The organism is Pedosphaera parvula Ellin514 (assembly GCF_000172555.1).
GTDB lineage: Bacteria > Verrucomicrobiota > Verrucomicrobiia > Limisphaerales > Pedosphaeraceae > Pedosphaera.
The window spans coordinates 23,929-42,587 of record NZ_ABOX02000047.1 but is presented as its reverse complement, the minus strand read 5'-3'; the positions used below and the strand labels follow the sequence as shown (position 1 = coordinate 42,587).

11 protein-coding genes are annotated in these 18,659 nt (G+C 53.0%); 5 read left to right on the top strand and 6 right to left on the bottom strand.

All coding sequences use genetic code 11. From position 1 onward, the window contains the following. The first annotated feature begins 112 nt into the window (after positions 1–112). On the top strand, positions 113–3,787 hold the full coding sequence (locus tag CFLAV_RS25410; protein ID WP_007417747.1) for a DNA polymerase III subunit alpha: 3,675 nt from the start codon (positions 113–115) through the stop codon (positions 3,785–3,787). Between the two features lie 44 nt (positions 3,788–3,831). Here the strand turns inward: CFLAV_RS25410 and CFLAV_RS25405 are convergent, their stop codons facing one another. Further along, positions 3,832–5,466, bottom strand: coding sequence for a glycosyltransferase family 39 protein (locus CFLAV_RS25405; RefSeq protein ID WP_040550166.1), 1,635 nt, complete (start codon positions 5,464–5,466; stop codon positions 3,832–3,834). 94 nt (positions 5,467–5,560) lie between these two features. Here CFLAV_RS25405 and CFLAV_RS25400 point away from each other — a divergent pair, with 94 nt between their 5' ends. Next, the gene (locus CFLAV_RS25400; RefSeq protein WP_007417745.1) at positions 5,561–6,037 is read left to right on the top strand and encodes a hypothetical protein; all 477 of its coding nucleotides are present in this window, start codon (positions 5,561–5,563) and stop codon (positions 6,035–6,037) included. 77 nt (positions 6,038–6,114) lie between these two features. On the opposite strand, the gene CFLAV_RS25395 is transcribed toward CFLAV_RS25400, so the two are convergent. Genes CFLAV_RS25395 through CFLAV_RS25390 form a run of 3 tightly spaced genes read right to left on the bottom strand, consistent with a single transcriptional unit; the run spans position 6,115 to position 8,897 of the window. Continuing rightward, positions 6,115–7,380 (bottom strand): MFS transporter, encoded by a 1,266-nt coding sequence (locus CFLAV_RS25395; protein ID WP_237712464.1) that lies wholly within the window; start codon positions 7,378–7,380, stop codon positions 6,115–6,117. After that, entirely contained in the window at positions 7,373–7,762 is a 390-nt protein-coding gene (locus CFLAV_RS36230) for a hypothetical protein (protein WP_202796957.1), read from the bottom strand. Before CFLAV_RS36230 ends, CFLAV_RS25395 begins: the two co-directional genes overlap by 8 nt. A 25-nt stretch (positions 7,763–7,787) precedes the next feature. After that, positions 7,788–8,897 (bottom strand): Gfo/Idh/MocA family protein, encoded by a 1,110-nt coding sequence (locus CFLAV_RS25390; RefSeq protein WP_007417742.1) that lies wholly within the window; start codon positions 8,895–8,897, stop codon positions 7,788–7,790. A gap of 301 nt (positions 8,898–9,198) precedes the next feature. Between CFLAV_RS25390 and CFLAV_RS25385 the strand changes: the two genes are divergently transcribed. From CFLAV_RS25385 to CFLAV_RS25375, 3 genes are all read left to right on the top strand, one after another. Next, positions 9,199–10,341, top strand: a complete 1,143-nt coding sequence (locus CFLAV_RS25385; protein ID WP_007417741.1) for a hypothetical protein — start codon at positions 9,199–9,201, stop codon at positions 10,339–10,341. Between the two features lie 196 nt (positions 10,342–10,537). Beyond that, positions 10,538–11,713, top strand: a complete 1,176-nt coding sequence (locus tag CFLAV_RS25380; RefSeq protein WP_007417740.1) for a HEAT repeat domain-containing protein — start codon at positions 10,538–10,540, stop codon at positions 11,711–11,713. After that, on the top strand, positions 11,710–13,032 hold the full coding sequence (locus tag CFLAV_RS25375) for a HEAT repeat domain-containing protein (protein ID WP_007417739.1): 1,323 nt from the start codon (positions 11,710–11,712) through the stop codon (positions 13,030–13,032). Before CFLAV_RS25380 ends, CFLAV_RS25375 begins: the two co-directional genes overlap by 4 nt. A gap of 26 nt (positions 13,033–13,058) precedes the next feature. On the opposite strand, the gene CFLAV_RS33160 is transcribed toward CFLAV_RS25375, so the two are convergent. Together CFLAV_RS33160 and CFLAV_RS33155 are read right to left on the bottom strand one after the other, a co-directional pair. Next, positions 13,059–16,628, bottom strand: a complete 3,570-nt coding sequence (locus CFLAV_RS33160) for a DUF7133 domain-containing protein (RefSeq protein ID WP_007417738.1) — start codon at positions 16,626–16,628, stop codon at positions 13,059–13,061. Between the two features lie 270 nt (positions 16,629–16,898). Beyond that, entirely contained in the window at positions 16,899–18,656 is a 1,758-nt protein-coding gene (locus CFLAV_RS33155; RefSeq protein WP_007417737.1) for a PQQ-dependent sugar dehydrogenase, read from the bottom strand. Positions 18,657–18,659 lie beyond the last annotated feature (3 nt).

Genomic DNA, 18,659 nt, shown 5'->3' with positions numbered 1-18,659 from the left:
TCACTCTTCTTAAATCACTCGATTAGTTACTCACAATCAGCCGTTTAAAATGCGAATATCTTTTCCCCGCCAAGTCTTGCGCGACACTGACCACGGACATTAAACTAAGCACATGTCGCACGCTGACTTTGTCCATTTACATCTGCACACCGAGTATTCGCTGCTCGATGGTGCCTGCCGGCTTGACCGGTTGATGGACAAGGCGCATGAGTTGAAATTTCCTTCCCTGGCCATCACCGATCACGGGGTTCTCTTTGGTGCCATCGATTTCTACAAAGCCGCGCGTGACAAGGGCATCAAGCCGATCATCGGTTGCGAAGTTTATGTCGCTCCCCATAGTCGCACTGAAAAGAAAAGCGCCAACGGTGGTCGCGATGTTTATAACCACCTGGTTCTGCTGGCGAAGGATGAGATCGGTTACAAGAACCTGATCAAGTTGGTCACCGCCGCGCATCTCGAAGGTTATTACTACAAGCCGCGTATTGATAAGGAAATCCTCGCCGCGAACAAGGAAGGCTTGATTGCGTTGTCCGGTTGTTTGGCGAGTGAAATTCCGGAAGCCATCATGAAGGACAATCTTCAGAAGGCGCGTGATGGCATTGATTGGTTCAAGCAAACACTTGGGGCGGAAAACTTTTATCTCGAACTGCAAAACCACGGCATCCCCGAACAGGCGAAGGTCAATAAACATCTGATTCCATGGGCCAAGGAATTTGGGCTGAAGCTCGTCGCTTCCAACGATGTTCATTACATCGAAAAAGGGCATTCGCATGCGCACGACTGTTTGATTTGTATCGGCACGCAAACCCAGTTGGCTGACACCAAGCGCATGAAATATGTGGAGGAGCAGTTCTATCTGCGCTCCGCCGAGGAAATGAAGGCGCGTTTTGCCGAGATCCCCGAGGCAGTGCAAAACACGCTCGAAGTGGCTGAGAAGTGCAACCTGGAAGTTGAATTTGGCAAGTTGCATTATCCCGTGTTCGATCCACCCGAGGCTTATACTCGCGAGGGATATTTACGCAAGCTGCTGGCTGAAGGTTTGCATCGCCGTTACACAATGCATGTGCGGGCGGAAGGCCAGGAATTCATCGTGGAAGGCATTGACGATGCGCGTCGCCTGCCGACCTATAAAGTCCAAAGTCCTGACGCTAAAGTTCAAGGTAATGGAAACGGCCATCATGTGGACGAACCCATAACCAATCTGGAAGATCCTGCGGTCAAGGAAGCGGTGAAGGCAGTGATTGATCGTTTGCAGATGGAATTGAAGGTCATCGAGAAGACCGGGTTCATCAGTTACTTTTTGATTGTCGGTGATTTCGTGCGGTACGGACGTGAACAAGGTATTTCCTGCGTGGCTCGTGGTTCCGCTGCCGGTTCGCTCGTCACCTATTTGTTGGAAATCGCGAACGTCGATCCGATCCGCTATGCACTGCTCTTCGAACGATTCCTCAATCCTGAACGTGTTAATCCGCCTGACATCGACATCGATTTTGCTGATGACCGCCGTGCGGACGTGATCGAGTACGTGCGTAAGAAGTATGGTAATTCGTCCGTGGCGCAAATCGTGACGTTCGGCACGATGGGCGCGAAGTCGGTGCTGCGTGACGTGGGTCGTGTGATGGGACTTGGCTATGGCGATTGCGATCGTCTCGCCAAGATGATTCCCAACGAACTGAAGATGGACTTGCACAAGGCGTTGAAGCAATCGCCGGATCTCAAGGCCGCTTACGATACTGAAGAGGTGACGCGCGAATTGATTGATACGGCTTTTGCCCTGGAAGACATCACGCGCAATTCTTCCGTGCATGCGGCCGGCGTGGTCATCGGCGACCAGCCATTGGTGAACCTGCTGCCGCTGAAGCAGGACGAAGAGGGTACATTGGTCACGCAGTACGCGATGAATCCAGTGGGCGAACTCGGCCTGCTGAAGATGGACTTTCTCGGGTTGAAGACGCTGACGGTCATTCGCAATACCTGCGAGATGATCAAAGCGACCAAGGGCGTTGATGTTCCCATCGACAACCTGCCGCTCGATGACAAGAAGACTTACGACCTGCTGAACAACGCGCGGACGTTGGGTGTGTTCCAGTTGGAATCTGGTGGCATGCGCGATTTGTGTCGCAAGTTCCAGATTGGTTCGGTCGAGCACATCACGGCGTTGGTGGCGCTTTATCGCCCCGGTCCGATGGACCTGATTCCGGAATTCATCAAGCGCCGTCATGGCGAGGTGAAGATTGAATATGAGCATCCGCTGCTCGAAAAAATTTGCAGTGAGACGTACGGGATCATGGTTTACCAGGAGCAGGTGATGCAGGCGGCTCAGTATCTCGCCGGTTACACGCTCGGCGGCGCCGATTTGCTGCGTCGCGCGATGGGCAAGAAAAAGGTCGAGGAAATGCAGAAGCAGCGCGAGACCTTCGTGAAAGGTGCCGCCAGCATTAATAAAATTCCGGCGGCCAAGGCAAACCAGATCTTCGATTTGCTTGAAAAATTTGCCGGTTACGGTTTCAACAAATCGCACGCCGCTGCTTATGCCATCGTGGCCTATCAGACCGCTTATCTGAAGGCGAATTACCCGGTGGAATTCCTCAGCGCCATGATGACGAACGACATGGCGGACACGAGCAAGTTGACTGAGTTCATCGCGGAAGCGCGTTCGATGGGTATTGAAGTGCTGCCGCCCGATGTCAACGAAAGCCAGGTGGCGTTCGCGCCGGCGCGGAATGGCGAGGTGATTCGGTTCGGTTTGGCGGCGATCAAAGGCGTTGGTGAAATTGCGGTGCAAAGCATTCTGGATGCGCGCAAAGCGGGTGGGGAATTTACTTCGCTGGGAGATATGTGCCAGCGCGTGGATATTCGCACCGTCAATCGCAAGGTGCTGGAAGCGCTAATCAAGTCCGGTGCGTGCGATGCATTTAAGGAAACCCGGTCGACCATGTACGCGCATATCGACAAGGCGTTGACCCGTGCCGCAGGCATCATTCAAGATCGTCAACGTGGGCAGAGTTCCATGTTCGACATGCTGGAAGAAAACCGGGAGGACAAGCCGGAAGTGGTCGCCAAGCTGCCTGAATGGCCCGAGCACGAGTTGTTGCAGGCGGAGAAGGAACTGCTTGGATTCTATGTCACCGGTCATCCGATCAATCCCTATGTTCCACTACTCGAAAAGTATGCGCTGACGAAGATCGCCGAACTGCCCAAGTTGGAGAATCGGGCACTGACCCGCATCGGTGGTTTGGTGTCGGTGGTGCAGCAAGGGGTTTCCAAAAAGAGCAACAAGCCTTATGCCATGGTGACGCTGGAGGATTTGGACGGCACGGTTCAACTCCTTTGCATGAACGAGAATTACGACAAGTATCGACACCTGTTTGTGGTGAACAATGCGCTGCTCGTGATCGGCGAAGTGAGTGCGGGAGAAGATAAGCCGAAAATTTTTCCACAGGAAATCATGTTGCTGGAAGATGCGCCAAGGAAATACACCAAGCAGGTATTTTTCCGCCTCGATGCCGCCCATCTGGATGAGAATAAGATTCAATCACTCTTCGAACTGGCCACGGCGCATCCGGGACGATGCCCGTTATTTTTGCGTTTCCGTCAGGCAACCGGCGAATACGTTTATATCGAGACGCATGAGAAGTATTCTGTGACGCCTTCGTTGAAACTCGAAAAAGCGGCTGCTGAGCAATTCGGCGATCAAACCTATTTTGTAAAAGTGGATACTTCCCTGCCTGAACGCACTCAGCGTCGCTGGGAGAAGAAGGGCGGTTCGGATAACGGCGACGAATAATTTCTTAGCTTGGCTGATGTTTTGTGTCGGACACGAGGGCGCGGTTAGTTCGAATCTTTTCGCTTAAATATGTTCAGGTAAACATCCATGACCTTCCGGCTGGTTTTGATGTCATCACCCCAACGCAAACTGGATTGGCCATCCGGAAGAATCTCAAGGAGGCCGACTTTATTGTAATGGGTTTGCAAATACTTTGCTGACCAGTTGAAGATGAGCGGCTCGGAGGTCTGGCGCACGATCCAGGAATCTCCGTCCTCCACGGACACTATATAATCCGGTTGGGTGGTTTCGATTTCACTGATCAGTTCCCGCTGCATTTGCAAAGCATAGGGCTGTAGTTCCATCAGGGCGTAGGTATAGATGTATCCCGTGGCGGAGTGTCGCTGTGAATAGAAATAAATTTGCGGTTCCGAACCCAGGACTGCAATGCGCGCATTGTCGGGGGAATGGGCTTTCAAATACTGGGCGATCTGTACGGATTCCGGAAAGGCGCTGCGTGGATAAAGCAATCGGCAGGCTTGAGCAGGTGAGGATTGAAAGAAGAGCGCGCGTTCATGGAAAAGGCGTCCGGCGAGGAAAATTAAAAGCAGAGCGACTGGCAGGGCAGCGGGAATTCTGCTCTGCGCGCGCAGGAGATATTCCCGGGCGGAGATGACCAATACCCCGGTCAGCATGGCGACTGCCGGTAATAAAAGAACATAGTAATGGGGGCGGAAATTGAAATTTGGAAAAATCGTGAGGACAGAACAAACAAAAAATCCGGTGGAGAATATCGCCACCGTGCGATCCGCTTTGCGCCAAAGAATCACCAGACCCAGCACTGCAGCCCATGCCAGTGGGTATAGCACGTGAGGAGTGCTGCCCGCCAGGTTCTTAAACACCTCCAAATTCCCGGGGTATTCAGTCGCATACTCGCGCGCATATTTGATCGTCCAAAACCAGAATTTGTCCAGAACGCCCGCTTTCCAAAGCAGAAGCACCGTAAGTGCCAGTGGAGTGGCTATTCCCAGAGCAAGCATTGTTGCCTGCACGCCAAGCTGCCTCAATTTGAGTGGACGTGCGTTGCGATAGATCAAGTAACTTCCCGCAAACAAAATAAAAAATGCACCGTGTTGTTTCATGAGCACGGAAAACCCCAGTAGCACTCCGCTCGCAAAGAGGCTCAGACTGGATCGGCGATTAATGCCATGCAGGAGCAGCAGCAAACCTCCCAGTGCAGGGAGAATGACAAAATGAGTCGCGTGAGCCACTGGACCCAGGACTTCCGCGCTGAGTGAAAGATAGGCATAAAGGGCTGCTGCAATGAGTCCCGCTCTTTTATCCGATAGCCGTGCGGTTAAAAAATAAACCAGCAAAATGGCTCCAGCATTAACAATCAAAAGTCCGAGATGGATCCCGGTTGGGGTCTGCCCGAACAGGGCCATAAGCAGAGCATAGGCAGCGTAGGTTCCCGGAAACTTCATGTTGTAGGCGAGTTGATAGGGTGGAATGCCCTGGAGCATGAGTTGCCCGGCGTAGGCGTATTCCCCTTCATCCCGTTCCAAGGGCAGTTCGCGCAAGCGGAAACGAATGGCTGCTGTAACCAGCAATATCAGAATCAACAGTCCATAGATCCACAAGGGTGATAAAGAACGCGAGGCAGGCACCTTCACGGATTTCGTTTTTACAGTGTCAATCAACGCGGATTATGATTCAGTTCTCTCCAGAGATGCGTCAATAACGAAATCCCTTTGCACGCCAAACCAGTGGAATGAATTTCTTGCGCAAACAATTATGGGACCTTTAAAAATTAAGAGCGGACCAGGACCCAACGGCCGCCAGGGAGTCTGGGTGGAATTTGATGTTAATGACCAGCCAACCTTTGTGCCGAACGAAGACTGGGTGGGCGTGGACCTGGATGGCACGTTGTCACGCACCGATAATCCGGGACATTTCGAGCCGCCTTATCCTATTGGCGAACCGGTGATGGCCATGATTGAGATGATCCATAGCCTGAAGGCAGCAGGCGTGACGGTGAAGATATTTTCAGCGCGTGCGTGTGAAGCTGCCAATATTCCAATCATCCAAGCCTGGGCGGTGAAGCATGGTTTGGGGCACATGGAGGTTACGAATCAGAAGGATTTCAGATTGATCCGATTCTACGATGATCGTGCGATTCAAATTTGCCTAAACCAGGGTGTCTCGATAGCAGCGGCACTCAGTGGCAACAAGATATTCCAGACGGAATCGCAACGGTTTTATCAATCCTGAGTTGAGCACTGATATTTCAGGGAAATAAAAAAGGGCGGCCATTGCTGGCCGCCCATCAGAATCAGTGATCCGGCTGCTTATGCAGTTTGAGGTTCCTTACGTGGAGCATCTTTCGCGGAGTCCCCTTCACTGGCAATGTGAACGACCTTATAACCGCCTTGGGTTTTGAAATAGATCAGCAGCAGCAGATAAATGCCTGCCATGGTCGCGGGTATAATAGAGTCCACCTTCAAGGTTTCCCGGTTACCCGAGATGTAGGCGCTCACCACCGTCTGTTGATCGGGGGTACGTTTGTCAGCCGGTATAGCATTAACTGCTTCCAACTTTTGGCCATCAATGCCGTGAACTTCACTAAAGATAAGCCACTTGCTGGGGGTGGGAGCCTTGTATTCGGCATAAATGGCAGGATTTGCATGTTGCAGCGTTTCACCGGAGAAACGGTCCTTGGCATAACCGAGCCCTGGAGAACCCACCAAACCTGCTGACATCATGCCCAAGCCACCCATGATCGAAATCGCGACTGCGCCGCAACGCGGGAATCGATCTGAAGTGACTGCGAGCATCGTAGGCCAGAAGAAAGTCTTGCCGAGAGCATAGACTGTGAGAGCCAGCAGGGCTCCAGCGAAGCTGGTGACATTGCTGACCATGTTCAAGCCAATGCAGGCAAGGATGGCGCAAACAACCAAAATACCAACTGGTTTTAGACCGAGCTTGTGCTCGATAAAATGTCCACAGAATCGGAGGCCGAACATGAGCGCTGAGGTGAAGATGAACAGTTTGGTGCCATCGCCCGGAGCGAGAATCGCGTCTTCAATATTTTGAATCCAGCCATCTGTTCCCAACTCGACCGCGCCAACCAGAACATGTGTGATGAAGAGCACAAACAATAATGGAGCACCCAATGTCCAGCGACTCGCTCCACCGAACATTAGGAGGATTGCGCCGCCAACCGCAGCTGAAATATAGAACCAGGTTTGGCCGCCGAAGAAAGTTTCGTTGCCGGTGAAACCAGCCAGAAGCGGTCCAAGACCATCTTTGAAGAAGAGGAAAATAAACAAACCGACCACGGCGGCACCCAAAATGCCGACATCACGGAGCATTTCGCCCAATTTAAGACCCTTGGCCGAGGCTTCCGATTTTGGAAACTTCTGACCGAGGAAAAGAACTCCATAGATGGCTGCAGGAATCAGGAAGCAGCCTAACTGCAACTTCCAGCTTTGACTGCCAAGCGCAGTGTGGACGAAGCCGCCAAGCACCATGCCCGCCGGCCAGGAGGCATGCAGAATGTTGAGATAATGGGTTCGATTATTTGGAAACAAGGTGGCAACAAGTGGATTAGCCACGGCTTCCAATGTGCCGTTCGCGATCGCGAATAAAAACGTGCCTGTCCAGAGATAGACGAACGCCGTTTGGGGGGCCATGCCGTTGCTGGCACCGAAGGGTCACGAGCGCGGAGACGACATGGAACGCGAAGGCTGCAGCCACGAGTTTTCCATAACCGATTTTATCGACGATGATGCCTCCGATAATGATGCCGAAGCAGAATCCGGTGAAGCCTGCTCCTCCGATCAGGCCGATTTGCAATCCGGTGAAATTAAATGCCTTCACCCAATCGCCGAAGATGCCCCCGCGAATGCCAAACCCAATGCCAGCAGCCAAAATGGCCATAAACCCGGCAAAGAGAAGACGTTTTGCGTTGGGCGCGATGCCGTTTGCTTTATCCATATACGTTAGTTCTGTTTGTGTTCTTTTAACTGCGGAAGTCCGGCAACTTTACGATTTCACCCCCGCGCATGGCCGATTCATGCGCGCAAATTCCTGCACAGGTCCAGTTCACGGACTGATAGACATCGGGGAAAGATGCCCTGCCTTCAACGATGCTCATGAGAAATTCATTGGCCAAGTGCGGATGCGAGCCTCCGTGGCCGCCACCTTGGATGAAGGAAAGGTGAGCGTGTTCATCGTCATAAACTCCTTTGGTCGTAAAGCGGCGGATCGGTTCCGGCAAGAGGTGCGCGTAATCAGGCACCTTCACCTTTTCCACTTTTTCACCGCCGAGATGGAGAACAGGTTCTTCGCCTTCGATCAATTGCCATTCAAAGGAGGTGTCCGAGCCATAGACGTCAAAGCTCTCGGTGTACTGACGGGCGGCATCAAACAGGTAGCGGGTGACTTCGAAGCCGACATCCTGGTTGCGGATCTTGAAATGAGCGGATTCAAAGGAGAACGGGGATCCGTATTTGGCGATTAAATTCTCAGAAATCCGGCCAGAACCGATGCAAGAGACGTAATCTGCCTCTCCTTTAACGATAGCGAGACACGGACTGATGCAATGTGTGGCGTAGTGCATCGGGGGCAAACCTTCCCAGTAACCGGGCCAGCCTTGCATGTTTTGGAGATGGGAACCGCGCATGAACTGGATGCGGCCAAGCCTGCCGGTGTCGCGCAATTCGCGGACGAACAGGAATTCGCGCGAATAGACGACGGTTTCCATCATCATGTAATTCTTCTTCGCCTTTTGGGCGGCTTTGACGATCTGCTTGCATTCCTCGATGCTGGTGGCTGCCGGAACGGTGCAGGCGACATGCTTGCCCGCCTTCAAAGCTGCGATGCTCTGAGGGGCATGCATGTGGATCGGAGAATTGATGTGGACCATATCGACATTCGGGTCCTTGAGCAAATCTTCGAAACTGGTGTAACGCTTTTCGATCCCGTACTGATTGCCAACCTGATCCAGTTTTTCCTGCGTACGCTGGCAGATGGCGTACATGTTGGCGTTGGGGTGGCGTTGATAAATGGGAATGAACTCCGCTCCGAAACCGAGGCCGACGATGGCCACGTTGATTTTTTTATCACTCATTAGCTTTCAAAAAAGTTATGCCGAGGCACTGATTCCCCTTCAGGGGTGGTAAAGGCGACGGCGATAGGGTAGATGACAGCTTTTTAAGGGCTTGATGTCAATTCCAAATTAAGCAAAAAGCCTTATTTTAAGCCTGTTTTGAACGTGGCATGAACTGGTGACAGTTGGTGAAAAGGAAGGCTTGTATTGCATAAAATAACCCCAGGGTGTATGAATTGCCAGCAGCCAAAACCATTCTCATTCCTTGAACAAATGAGGCCGCAGCAAGCTCACTTTGAATGAATGTGGCAGGAAGATTCTTATGAGATTAAATAGGTTACGTGTGGGGCCTCTTGGTGGGATCTTGAGCATTGGGGTTGTTGCCTTCCTGGCAATGGCTGCCGAGGTGCCGCGGAATACTCAATTGGTCATCACTTCCATCCGGAGCGAGGGCACGAATGTGATATTGGCGGCGTCCGTTCCACCCGGACTGGGTCAGGTGATACTGGAAATGCGGCCCAGCCTTGAGACGCAATGGGAGGAGAAGGCGATTTTGGAGGTCCCTTCCGGTGGGGGCGATGTGGCTTTCACATTGCCGAAGCCAGACGGGATGCAATTCTTCCGCTTGAAGTCCACTCCTCAGTCTGCGACCGCCAGCGTGCTCTCCAGTGAATTGCGGTATGTTACCATCCCACCTTTGGGCACCAGTCCGGCGAAATTAACAAACACCAGCAAACCATCGACAACGGAAATTCCCGAAGCGGTATTCCATTTTAAAGGAACGATTGATGGCTCGGATAAGATTACGATCACGAGAGACGGGGCGCTTTGGGAGCATGTTCATTGGGACTGGCCGCAGGGAGCGGTCGAAGTAAATGGAGCACAATGGAATCCCCGGGAGAAAAACTATCTGACCTCAGCCGGGGCATCAAAATTTTTACCCGAAACATTCTCCCTGGACTCGGTGGATTTGGAGGAAATCCACGGGCGCGGGGTCGTGGCATTGGAACGGGCGGAGAATGCTTTGATTGTTTATATCGATGATATCCAAAACGGAGCGGATGAATATGAGTTTAAAGTGCATTTCCATGTGTCCAATCCAAAACCCGCCAAAGCAATCGCATCGATTCCGGCGACTTTAAAAATCACGGCGGAAATCGACGGCAGTGATTGCTTTATTATCAATTCGGGCGGCGCAACCTTGCAGCATGGAGGGCGTCTGCTGCCGGGCAGGGTCATGCTGAACAATGTTTCATGGTTTCCCCAGCAGGATGAGGTGATAAAAAATGAGGGGACGAATACTTTCTTACCGAAATCTGTGGACTTTTCGACAGCCAAAATTGTGAACCGAAAAGGCCGGGACCTGGCCACGATGTGGGCTGAGAAAGAAGCTTTATGGGTGCGTTTCGTGGATAATCCCAATGGGAGTGATACTTACGAAATCGAGATTTCATTCGGGAAATGAGTGGGGCAACCGGACCTGCTGGTGTGTGACGCGGGTGAAGCAATTGCCATGCCACGCCCATTTTGAAGCCGGTGCGGGATTGACTCAGGTTTTTGCGGGTTGACTCAACCAAATCGAGCGCAGTAGCCTTGGCCTAAGAGAAAAGGCTGGGTTCCCTTGAGTCATGTGACTGTTGGTCCCGCCTTCTCCACAAGGTGTGAAGACCAAAAAAAACAGGTTGTGGTTTGGCCTCGCGTTGTTAAGCGGCGCGTTGGTTTTGCTTTTTATATTTTGGTCGCCGCAACCTATTCCGAGCTACGGAGGAAAAGATGTAGACTTTTGGTTCAACGTCCACTCCCAGGGATATTTACCTGTTCAGAAGAGCACTCCGCCTGGTGATCCACGGGAGGCTTTTCGAAGCATGGGATCTGCGGCGGCCCCTTTCCTCGTAAGACGGTTGAAGCGGGCGGATTCATGGGAGAGATGGTATGCCACCCACCGTTTAAACTGGCCCAGTTGGGTGAAGCGGATTGTGCCGGCGGAGACTGATTGGAACGGGAGGCGCGGAGATGCCGCTCTTTTGCTGGCCCAGTTAGGGCCAAGCGCAACCAATGTTGTTGGAGAACTGATTCCCTTTTATTCAAAATTGCGCGAAAGGAAGACCACAACTGGCACCATTCCCCGCGGCCCGGCAGTCAGTGGGCAGCGCTTCTTTATTTATTATTCAGACGAATTAGTCCGAGTGAAAATATTGGGGCTGCTGGGAGTGGCAGGCAGGAATAATCCCGAAGTCTTGAACATTTTGGTCGCGGCTTTGCAGGAGAGCGAAATGGCCCCTGTAGCCATCCAGGCACTGGTGAAACTTGCCGAACAGAATGAGAAGGTGATTCCTCGTTTGATAGAGGAGCTGGGTGGCACTAACAGTCTCGCGCGGAAGTGTAGCGCCGAGTCGTTGGGGCTTACAGGCAGCAAGGCTGGCGCGGCGATCGCCCGGCTGAAAGAACGGGTTGAGGAAAGGACCGAGGCCGACCGGCAGGTCCGCTACATGTCGGCGGATGCCTTATGGAAGATTGACCATCAGGCCTATGCGATTGTTCCATTTCGGATTGAGGAATTGAAAAATCCAGTTGAGAGCGTGAGATGGAGCGCAGCCGGATTCCTTGGAGCCTATGGAGATCAATCGAAACCAGCAGTCCCGGCGCTGCTGGAAATTTTGAAGGCAGAGAAAAATAACCGGGTCAGGGGAAAGGCGGCGATTGCATTGGGGCAAATTGGTCCGGCGGCAAAGGAGGCTGTTCCTGCTCTAAAGGAAGCGCTCAAGGATGAATATAGCAATGTGCGGGAAGCGGCAGAGGGAGCATTGAAGAAAATCGAATCAACTGAGATTCCATGACCAGACAATGGCGGACAGTTTTGATCGGAGTCGTTGTACTCCTGGTTATCCTTTTTATCTGGCAACGATGGGAGCGTGCGCGCGAGGCGAAGTATGCCGGGCGGACGGTGAGCCAATGGTTTCGGCGCTACTATCAATCCAGTTCGCGGACGCGGTGGGATGAGGGGGATCATGAGGAAGCGAAGGAGGCGTTAAAAGCACTGGGAACTAATGCGCTGCCTTATCTTTTAAAGCAGTCTTTTGAGGTAAAGCCAGACACCAAGCTGCGAAAGTTTTTTTACGGCGCTCTTGGTGTTTTGCCGCAATCATGGGATTTGCCTTTCTACGTCAACAGCCAAACCATTGCGGAAGAGGCTGCGCAGGCGATTTGCGACATGAAGCCGCCTGCAGAAGCGCTGTTGCCTGAAATAGAGAAGCGGCTGAGTGAAAAGGATACATACAAACATCGCCAGGCAATTTTTCTATTGGGCGGTTTGGGTGAAGGGGCTGAACGAGGGGTGCCTCATCTGATTGAAGAATTCAGGAAGGGTGATACGTGGGGGCAGACACTCGCCTTGCAGTCGTTACGTTTCCAGGGAGCAAAGTCAAAAGCGGCTGTTCCAACGCTAATAGAACTCCTTGGCGAACAGCCTTCCGGAAGCAGCGGGTATTTACGTTTTGCGACAGCGTTAGGGAGTATTCGCACCAATGCAGCGGCCGCGTTGCCACTGCTGCAGCCTGCATTTCTCGCCACAACCAACTGGGAAACGAAATGCGTCCTGGCCCAGGCAATCTGCACAATCGATCCCGACAAGACCGAGGAGCTCAACTTTTTGCTAAGCGCGCTCACAAACAATTCCAATTCCAAACATCGGTCGGTTGCGGTACAGGCTTTAATTGAAATTGGAACCAATTCTTCAGCCGTGTTGCCCGCGCTGGTTTCGGTTATCAGTGATGCTCAGACGGACGTCTCAACGCGTGCGGCAATTGGTTTGAAAACCTTGGGAGCGGCCAAGGAATTTTATGTGCCTCGATTGGAAAAAGCATTGCAGACCACCAACGAAAACCTGGTCGCGAACGCGGCATCGCAGGTGCTGTGGGCCGACCCGGGTAATCGGGCGGGATTGCAGGCGATGATGGAGTTGATAAAAAAGCGATCCATGTTCGAAGACTTCGCAATTCAGAGGCTGGGAGAGATTGGTCCGGCGGCGAAGGAAGCGGTGCCTTTACTGCGTGAAGTGCTGGCCACTCACGAGGCGCATTTGCGCGAGCCGGCGAAGGAAGCGCTCAAACGCATCGATGTCCCGACCAATTCGGTCAGCGCGATGCCCGGTAAATAGACCCGGACACCGCACCTGCATTCTTATTAATGACCGGCTTTCGAGACCTGCTTCGATGATCCGTGCGCGAGCAGGAAGGCCATGAGGTTGTTGAAATCTTCCACCGGTATGACTTCCGAAAAGCTGTCGGGCATGAGGGAGGATTCGGATTCCGTGCGGCTTTGAATATCCTTCTTGGCCACCGAAACTTCCTTGCCGGTGGCGTCGGCAAAGATGATTACCTCGCCTTCTTCACGACGTTGCAGACCGCTGATGACTTCGCCGTCCTTTAAATTGATGGTGCTGTAGCGGAATGAAGGGTCGACGTTGCGATTCGGGTCAAGCACATCTTCCATCAAACGCTCCAGACCGCGACCGCCCACACCATCCAATTGCGGGCCGACCAAGGCGCCCTTGCCATCGATGGAATGGCAGACCATGCAGTTTTTGGCAAAGACCTCGGCGCCTTTTGCCGCGGTGGCTTTGGCGGGATTAAACGCGGCATGGCGTTGATCGATAATTTTTTGAATTTGATCGTTGATCGGCGCAAGGCCCTTGGTGAGCTGGGCCAGGCGATCGTTCAGATTAGGAACCTTGGTGGCGGCCAAGCGTTCCTTTACTTTGCGCTCCATCACGAGGCGGGCGGAGACTTTTTTATCGGACACCAGTTGCAACAGGGCTTCCGCCCCTTCCGGCGAACTGGCCAGAGCCATGGCGAGGCGAATTTGCAGGCGCTCAGGAGCGGTGTGCAAGGCAGTGATCAAGCCAGTGCGGGCGGCCGGGGAATTTTGTTGAGCGAGAACTTCAGCCATTTTTTCGCGTAGAGCCATGAGTTCTCCGGCATCGTTAAGGACACCGCTGATCAATGTGACGGAGCTGATTGGATCAAATGAGAGAAGGGCGCGGGCGCAGAGTTCGCGCGCGTCAACATCGGTGGTTTTGGCGGCAAGCCATTGGGTGAGTTGTGGTGCGAGTGCAGTCACCTTGAGATTGCGTGCCACTTGGGCCGTGGTGCGCTGGCGTTCGGCAATCTGGCGCGGGTCGAGCTCCGGCATTTGCACAATGGCGGGTGTGAAACGGCCGGCGGCGAGCCAGGCAAAACTATCGCCGTTGTTCCCATCCACCAATTCCAAGTAGCCCTGTTTGCCGGAGAAACTGCTGAGATCCCAATTATATTTGCGCGCCGTGTCGTTATGCGGAGGAGATGCTTCCTTCAAAAGTTCTCCGGTTTCAGCCGAGCGCAGGCGGATGAAATTTTTCTTTTGTACCGGTTTGCCAGTGCGGCCATCGTGACCAACCATGAAGAACGTCAATTGGGCGGGGATGGTAAATGGTTTGGAACGGAGTATTCCGGTCAATTGTTCGCCATTGGGTGGCAGACTGCTCAGAAAGGGCGAGCTTTCGTCGCCGTCATTGGATTTGCGTAATTGCACGCACCAGGGGGAAGGGGTTGGTCCCATGCCTTCGATAGGGGTGCTGGTCCAGCCGGAACTGCCCTTCTCGACGGAATCGGCAAGTTTGGAAGCAAGGGTCGAGGCCCATTCGCGAATGTTTTCGGGCAAGGTGCCGCCCCGTTGTGCCGTGCCTTCCTGAATGGATTTGAAGATGGTGAGCTGCAAATCCAAATCATCACCAAAGGAGGCCTGGGCAACCTTTGCGAGAGCAGGGAGTTCGTCCTGCGGCAGATAAAGAACAATATGTTTCACGTGCGCGACCAGGGTTTCGCGAGGTTCGGAATACTTCGCAATGAAGCCTATGAGGAACTTTGCGGAATCCGGTGACTGCACTGCGATTGAAACGTCGGCAATGGCACGTGCATCCGCTTCGCTCAGGCTGCCGGCGGAGAGTTGAGTGTAGCTTTTGGTGTCGCGGAGCTGGTTGCGGAGCGCCATGCGAGTGGCATGGCGGAGCTGGTCGTCATCCGCAGGAATGCGGGTAAGTTCATCCAGCAAGGGCCGGATATTTTCAAATTGCGGATGGCGGCCGAAGGCATCGGCAGCGGCGCGTTGAACAAAACCATCTGTGTCGTGCAACCCGGCGAGCAGCAATTGGCGCTGTTCCGCGGTAAGAGAAGTCACTTCGGACAAAACGTGCATGGTGTGAGTGCGCACACCGCGATCTGAATCTTTGGCGGCAGCAGTGAGGATTTTTTCATCCAGTCCACCGAGACGTTGCAAAACCCAAAGGCCATGGATTTTTTGGAAGGAATTGGCCTTTTTGTCGCGCATCATTCTGGCGACCGGCTTGACGGCTGGCTGGCCGATACGATCGACGAGTTGATTCATCGCCAGCATGCGCGTAGTGATGTTGGGGTGGCCAATGGCGGCGATGAGTTCCTTCGTGGAGGCTTTGACGAGATTTAACTGCTCAGGTGAGGTGGGTTTGATGTTGGCGGACTCGTTTGATGAAACACCCTTGCCGGTATACACAATGCGCCAAATTCGGCCGCGTTCGCGGTCACGACCCGGGTGGTCGAGTGGCACTTCATAATGACCGATAATGCGGTTGTAAAAATCGGCGACGTAAATCGCACCGTCAGGCCCGAGTTGAAGGTCAACCGGACGGAACCAGGGGTCATCGCAAGTCATGAAATCGGGCTCTGGCTTGCCCGGGCGGCTCGAGCCATGCGCAGTATAGGAATCGCGATTGATCCGGGAGGTCATGACGTTGCCGATGAAAGTGGTGGCTTGATATTCGGCGGGAAAATTGGTGGTGGCATAATAGACCATGCCGGCGATGGCGGTCGAGCCGTGGAAGTATGGAACAACTTCGGGACCGAAACCGAGACCATCGTTCGGCTTGCCGAAGCTGGGATAATAAGCGCCGCGCAGGAGTATATACACTGGTTTGCTATGACAATCGGCGGACCAAAGATCGCCGAGAGGATCGAACATCAGGCCAAAAGGGTTCACCTGGCCCCAGCTATGTTGCTCCACGTGAGAGCCATCCGGCTTGAAGCGATAACAATTGCCGGAATTCATCGTGATGGTGCTGCCATCCTTGGCCGTAAGGGTGGTGGTGTTGTGGTAGCCGTGGTCGGCGTAAATCCAGCCATCGTAGCCGCGCCGGAAAGCGCTGGTCAGGCCGTGGGTGTCTCGATCAAAGCCATAGGTGCCCATGATGATGTCGCGCGTATCAGCATGGCCGTCGTGATTGGTGTCCTGCAGGGAATAAACGTAAGGAATGCTGAACGCGATTACGCCATCCTTATAGGGATAGAGGCCGATGGGTATGTTCAGGTTAGTGGCGAAAGTGCTGACATTTGTCGCCCAGCCGTTTGGTTGGAAGCCGGAAATGACTTTGATGGCGTCGCGGCCGAAAGCATTGGTTGGGGCGGGGAAAGGATATTCGCGCGATTGAGTAATCCAGAGGCGGCCCTGGGCATCGAAGGCCATGTTCATGGGCTTGCCAATGGCCGGTTCGGAGGCGACGAGCTGGATTTCAAAGCCGGGCGGCAGATGAAACGACTTCTGTTCCAGCTCAGGCGTCAGCGGATCGGTCTTGCGGATGATGTCATCCAAAGCGCCGTTGCCCTGGGCCAGGAGAGTGGTGGAGGGAAGAAGACCCAGCGAAACAACACAAGCCAGGCGTAACGCCGTTAGCGATTTTAAGTTCATGCTTAGATGACAATTTATGACTGAATACTCAGACGGGAGAAAGGAAAAGTTCTTCAATGCAAGGATGATTGACAGAACAGGTTGCGCTTCCTGAATGGTGAGTATCCTTGGTAATTAAACTAAGTTTAATTACAGAAATCTTATTAAGGGATAAGCGGTTATCGTTTAATAAAAAATAACTAATTAAGCAAATATTAATAAGCGACGCGGAGAGATAAAAGCGCTCAAGTTACTGCGCATAAACAATTTAAGAAATATTCACCTCAATTTTTAACGAAAATCGCCTTGCTCCAGATCCAGTTTGTAGATGTTTCCCTCGTAGCCGACGATAAAGAGCTCTCCTTTGGCATCGCGACCGAAGGAGGCAATGCCTTGAGGTGACATGCCAAGCTGGCGGATTTCCTTCAGCTCGCCTTTTTCCTGGGTCAATCCCCAAATGCGGTGGGAGTTGAAGTCGCCAAAAATGTAAACACCGTAAAATGAGGAACGCCTGTTCCCGCGATACACATAGCCGCCCGTGACGGAGGCGCCATAGTTGCGTTGGTAACAAAATACCGGTTGCTGGTAGCTGGCTCCCTCCTTGCCATAGTGGGTGGAGAATTTCTGAGTGCCTTCGTAAACATTCCAGCCGTAATTTCCGCCGCAATGGACGAGGTCTACTTCCTCCACGCGATCCTGGCCCACGTCGCCAAGCCACAAATCGCCAGTCTTGGAATCGAAGGTGAACCGCCACGGTTCACGGAAGCCATAGGCCCAAATTTCCGGCTGTGCGCCTTCCTGCTTAAGAAACGGATTATCGCGTGGAATGGCGTAGAGCTTGTCGCCGGTGCAATGATCCACATCGAGGCGCAACATTTTTCCGAGGAGTTGACCGAGGTCCTGGGCATGACCTTGCGGGTCGCCTTGCGGACCGGTATCGCCCATGCCGATATAGAGGAAACCATCAGGACCGAATTCAATGCCGCCGCCGGAATGGACATCGGTTGAGCAGGGAATTTTTATGAGACGGCGAGACGCCTGACCGGAATCCTTTTTAAAACTGGCATCGGCCTGTCGCTCGATGACGACGGATGAGATGCGGCCGTTTTCCTGGATTTGGTGTTGGAGATAGTATTTACGGTTGTGGCGGAAACCCGGATGAAAGGCGAGGCCGAGCAAGCCCGTGGCTTCGCCCGGGCGGATTTCCTCATGCAGATCGGCGAAGAGAGTTTTGGTTTCGGTGGTGCCATTCTTCTCAAGCAGCCAGATGCGACCTTTTTTGTGCTCAAGGATTAAGAATCCATTTTTCAGTCCCGGAACTTGTCCGAACCAGCAGGGGTGATCAAACTTGTGCTGTTCCGATTGAAAAGGGATGATGCCGATGGGTTGTTTGATGGCAGGAATGGAACTTGGGGCTCCGCTGGCAGCCATATCTTGGGAAACCAGTTTCAATGAGGAAAGATAGTCGATTAAATCGGTAAATTCCTCCAATGACATTGAAGATTGCAGGCCTTCAGGCATGAGAGAGACGTTGCTGGTGCGTTGGCCCTGGATGTCCCGCTTGTCGATGCGCGAAACTTTTTTCTCCGGTCCCATGAGATCCATCCAGGCACTTCCGTCTTCCCTGACGACCCCTTGAAATTCTTCGCCGGATTTGGTTTCGACGATGGTGGTCGTGTATCCCACGGCGATGGTGGAGGACGGTTCCAGCACGGCTTGCATCAATTCAGTGCGGGAGAATTTGTTGCCCACCGAAGCCAGGTCCGGCCCGACATTGCTGCTCGATCCATCAATGGTGTGACATTTGGTGCAAGCGACCCGAGTATCTGCAAAAAGTTTCCTGCCGAGTTGGGGATTCCCGTGATGATCGAGGGCAAAGCGGCGATATTCCTCCTTATCCTTCGCTGGAGCAGCGTTGGGGTCAGCATGGCCGGTCACCTGGCCGAGAAAAAGAAGAGCGAAAACGTGAGTGGAAAGACTTCTCCAGTTTGGAAAAAAAATTCCTTTGTGGCTGAGTTGAGAACTGGGATGCGGAAAATCGGAACTCATATT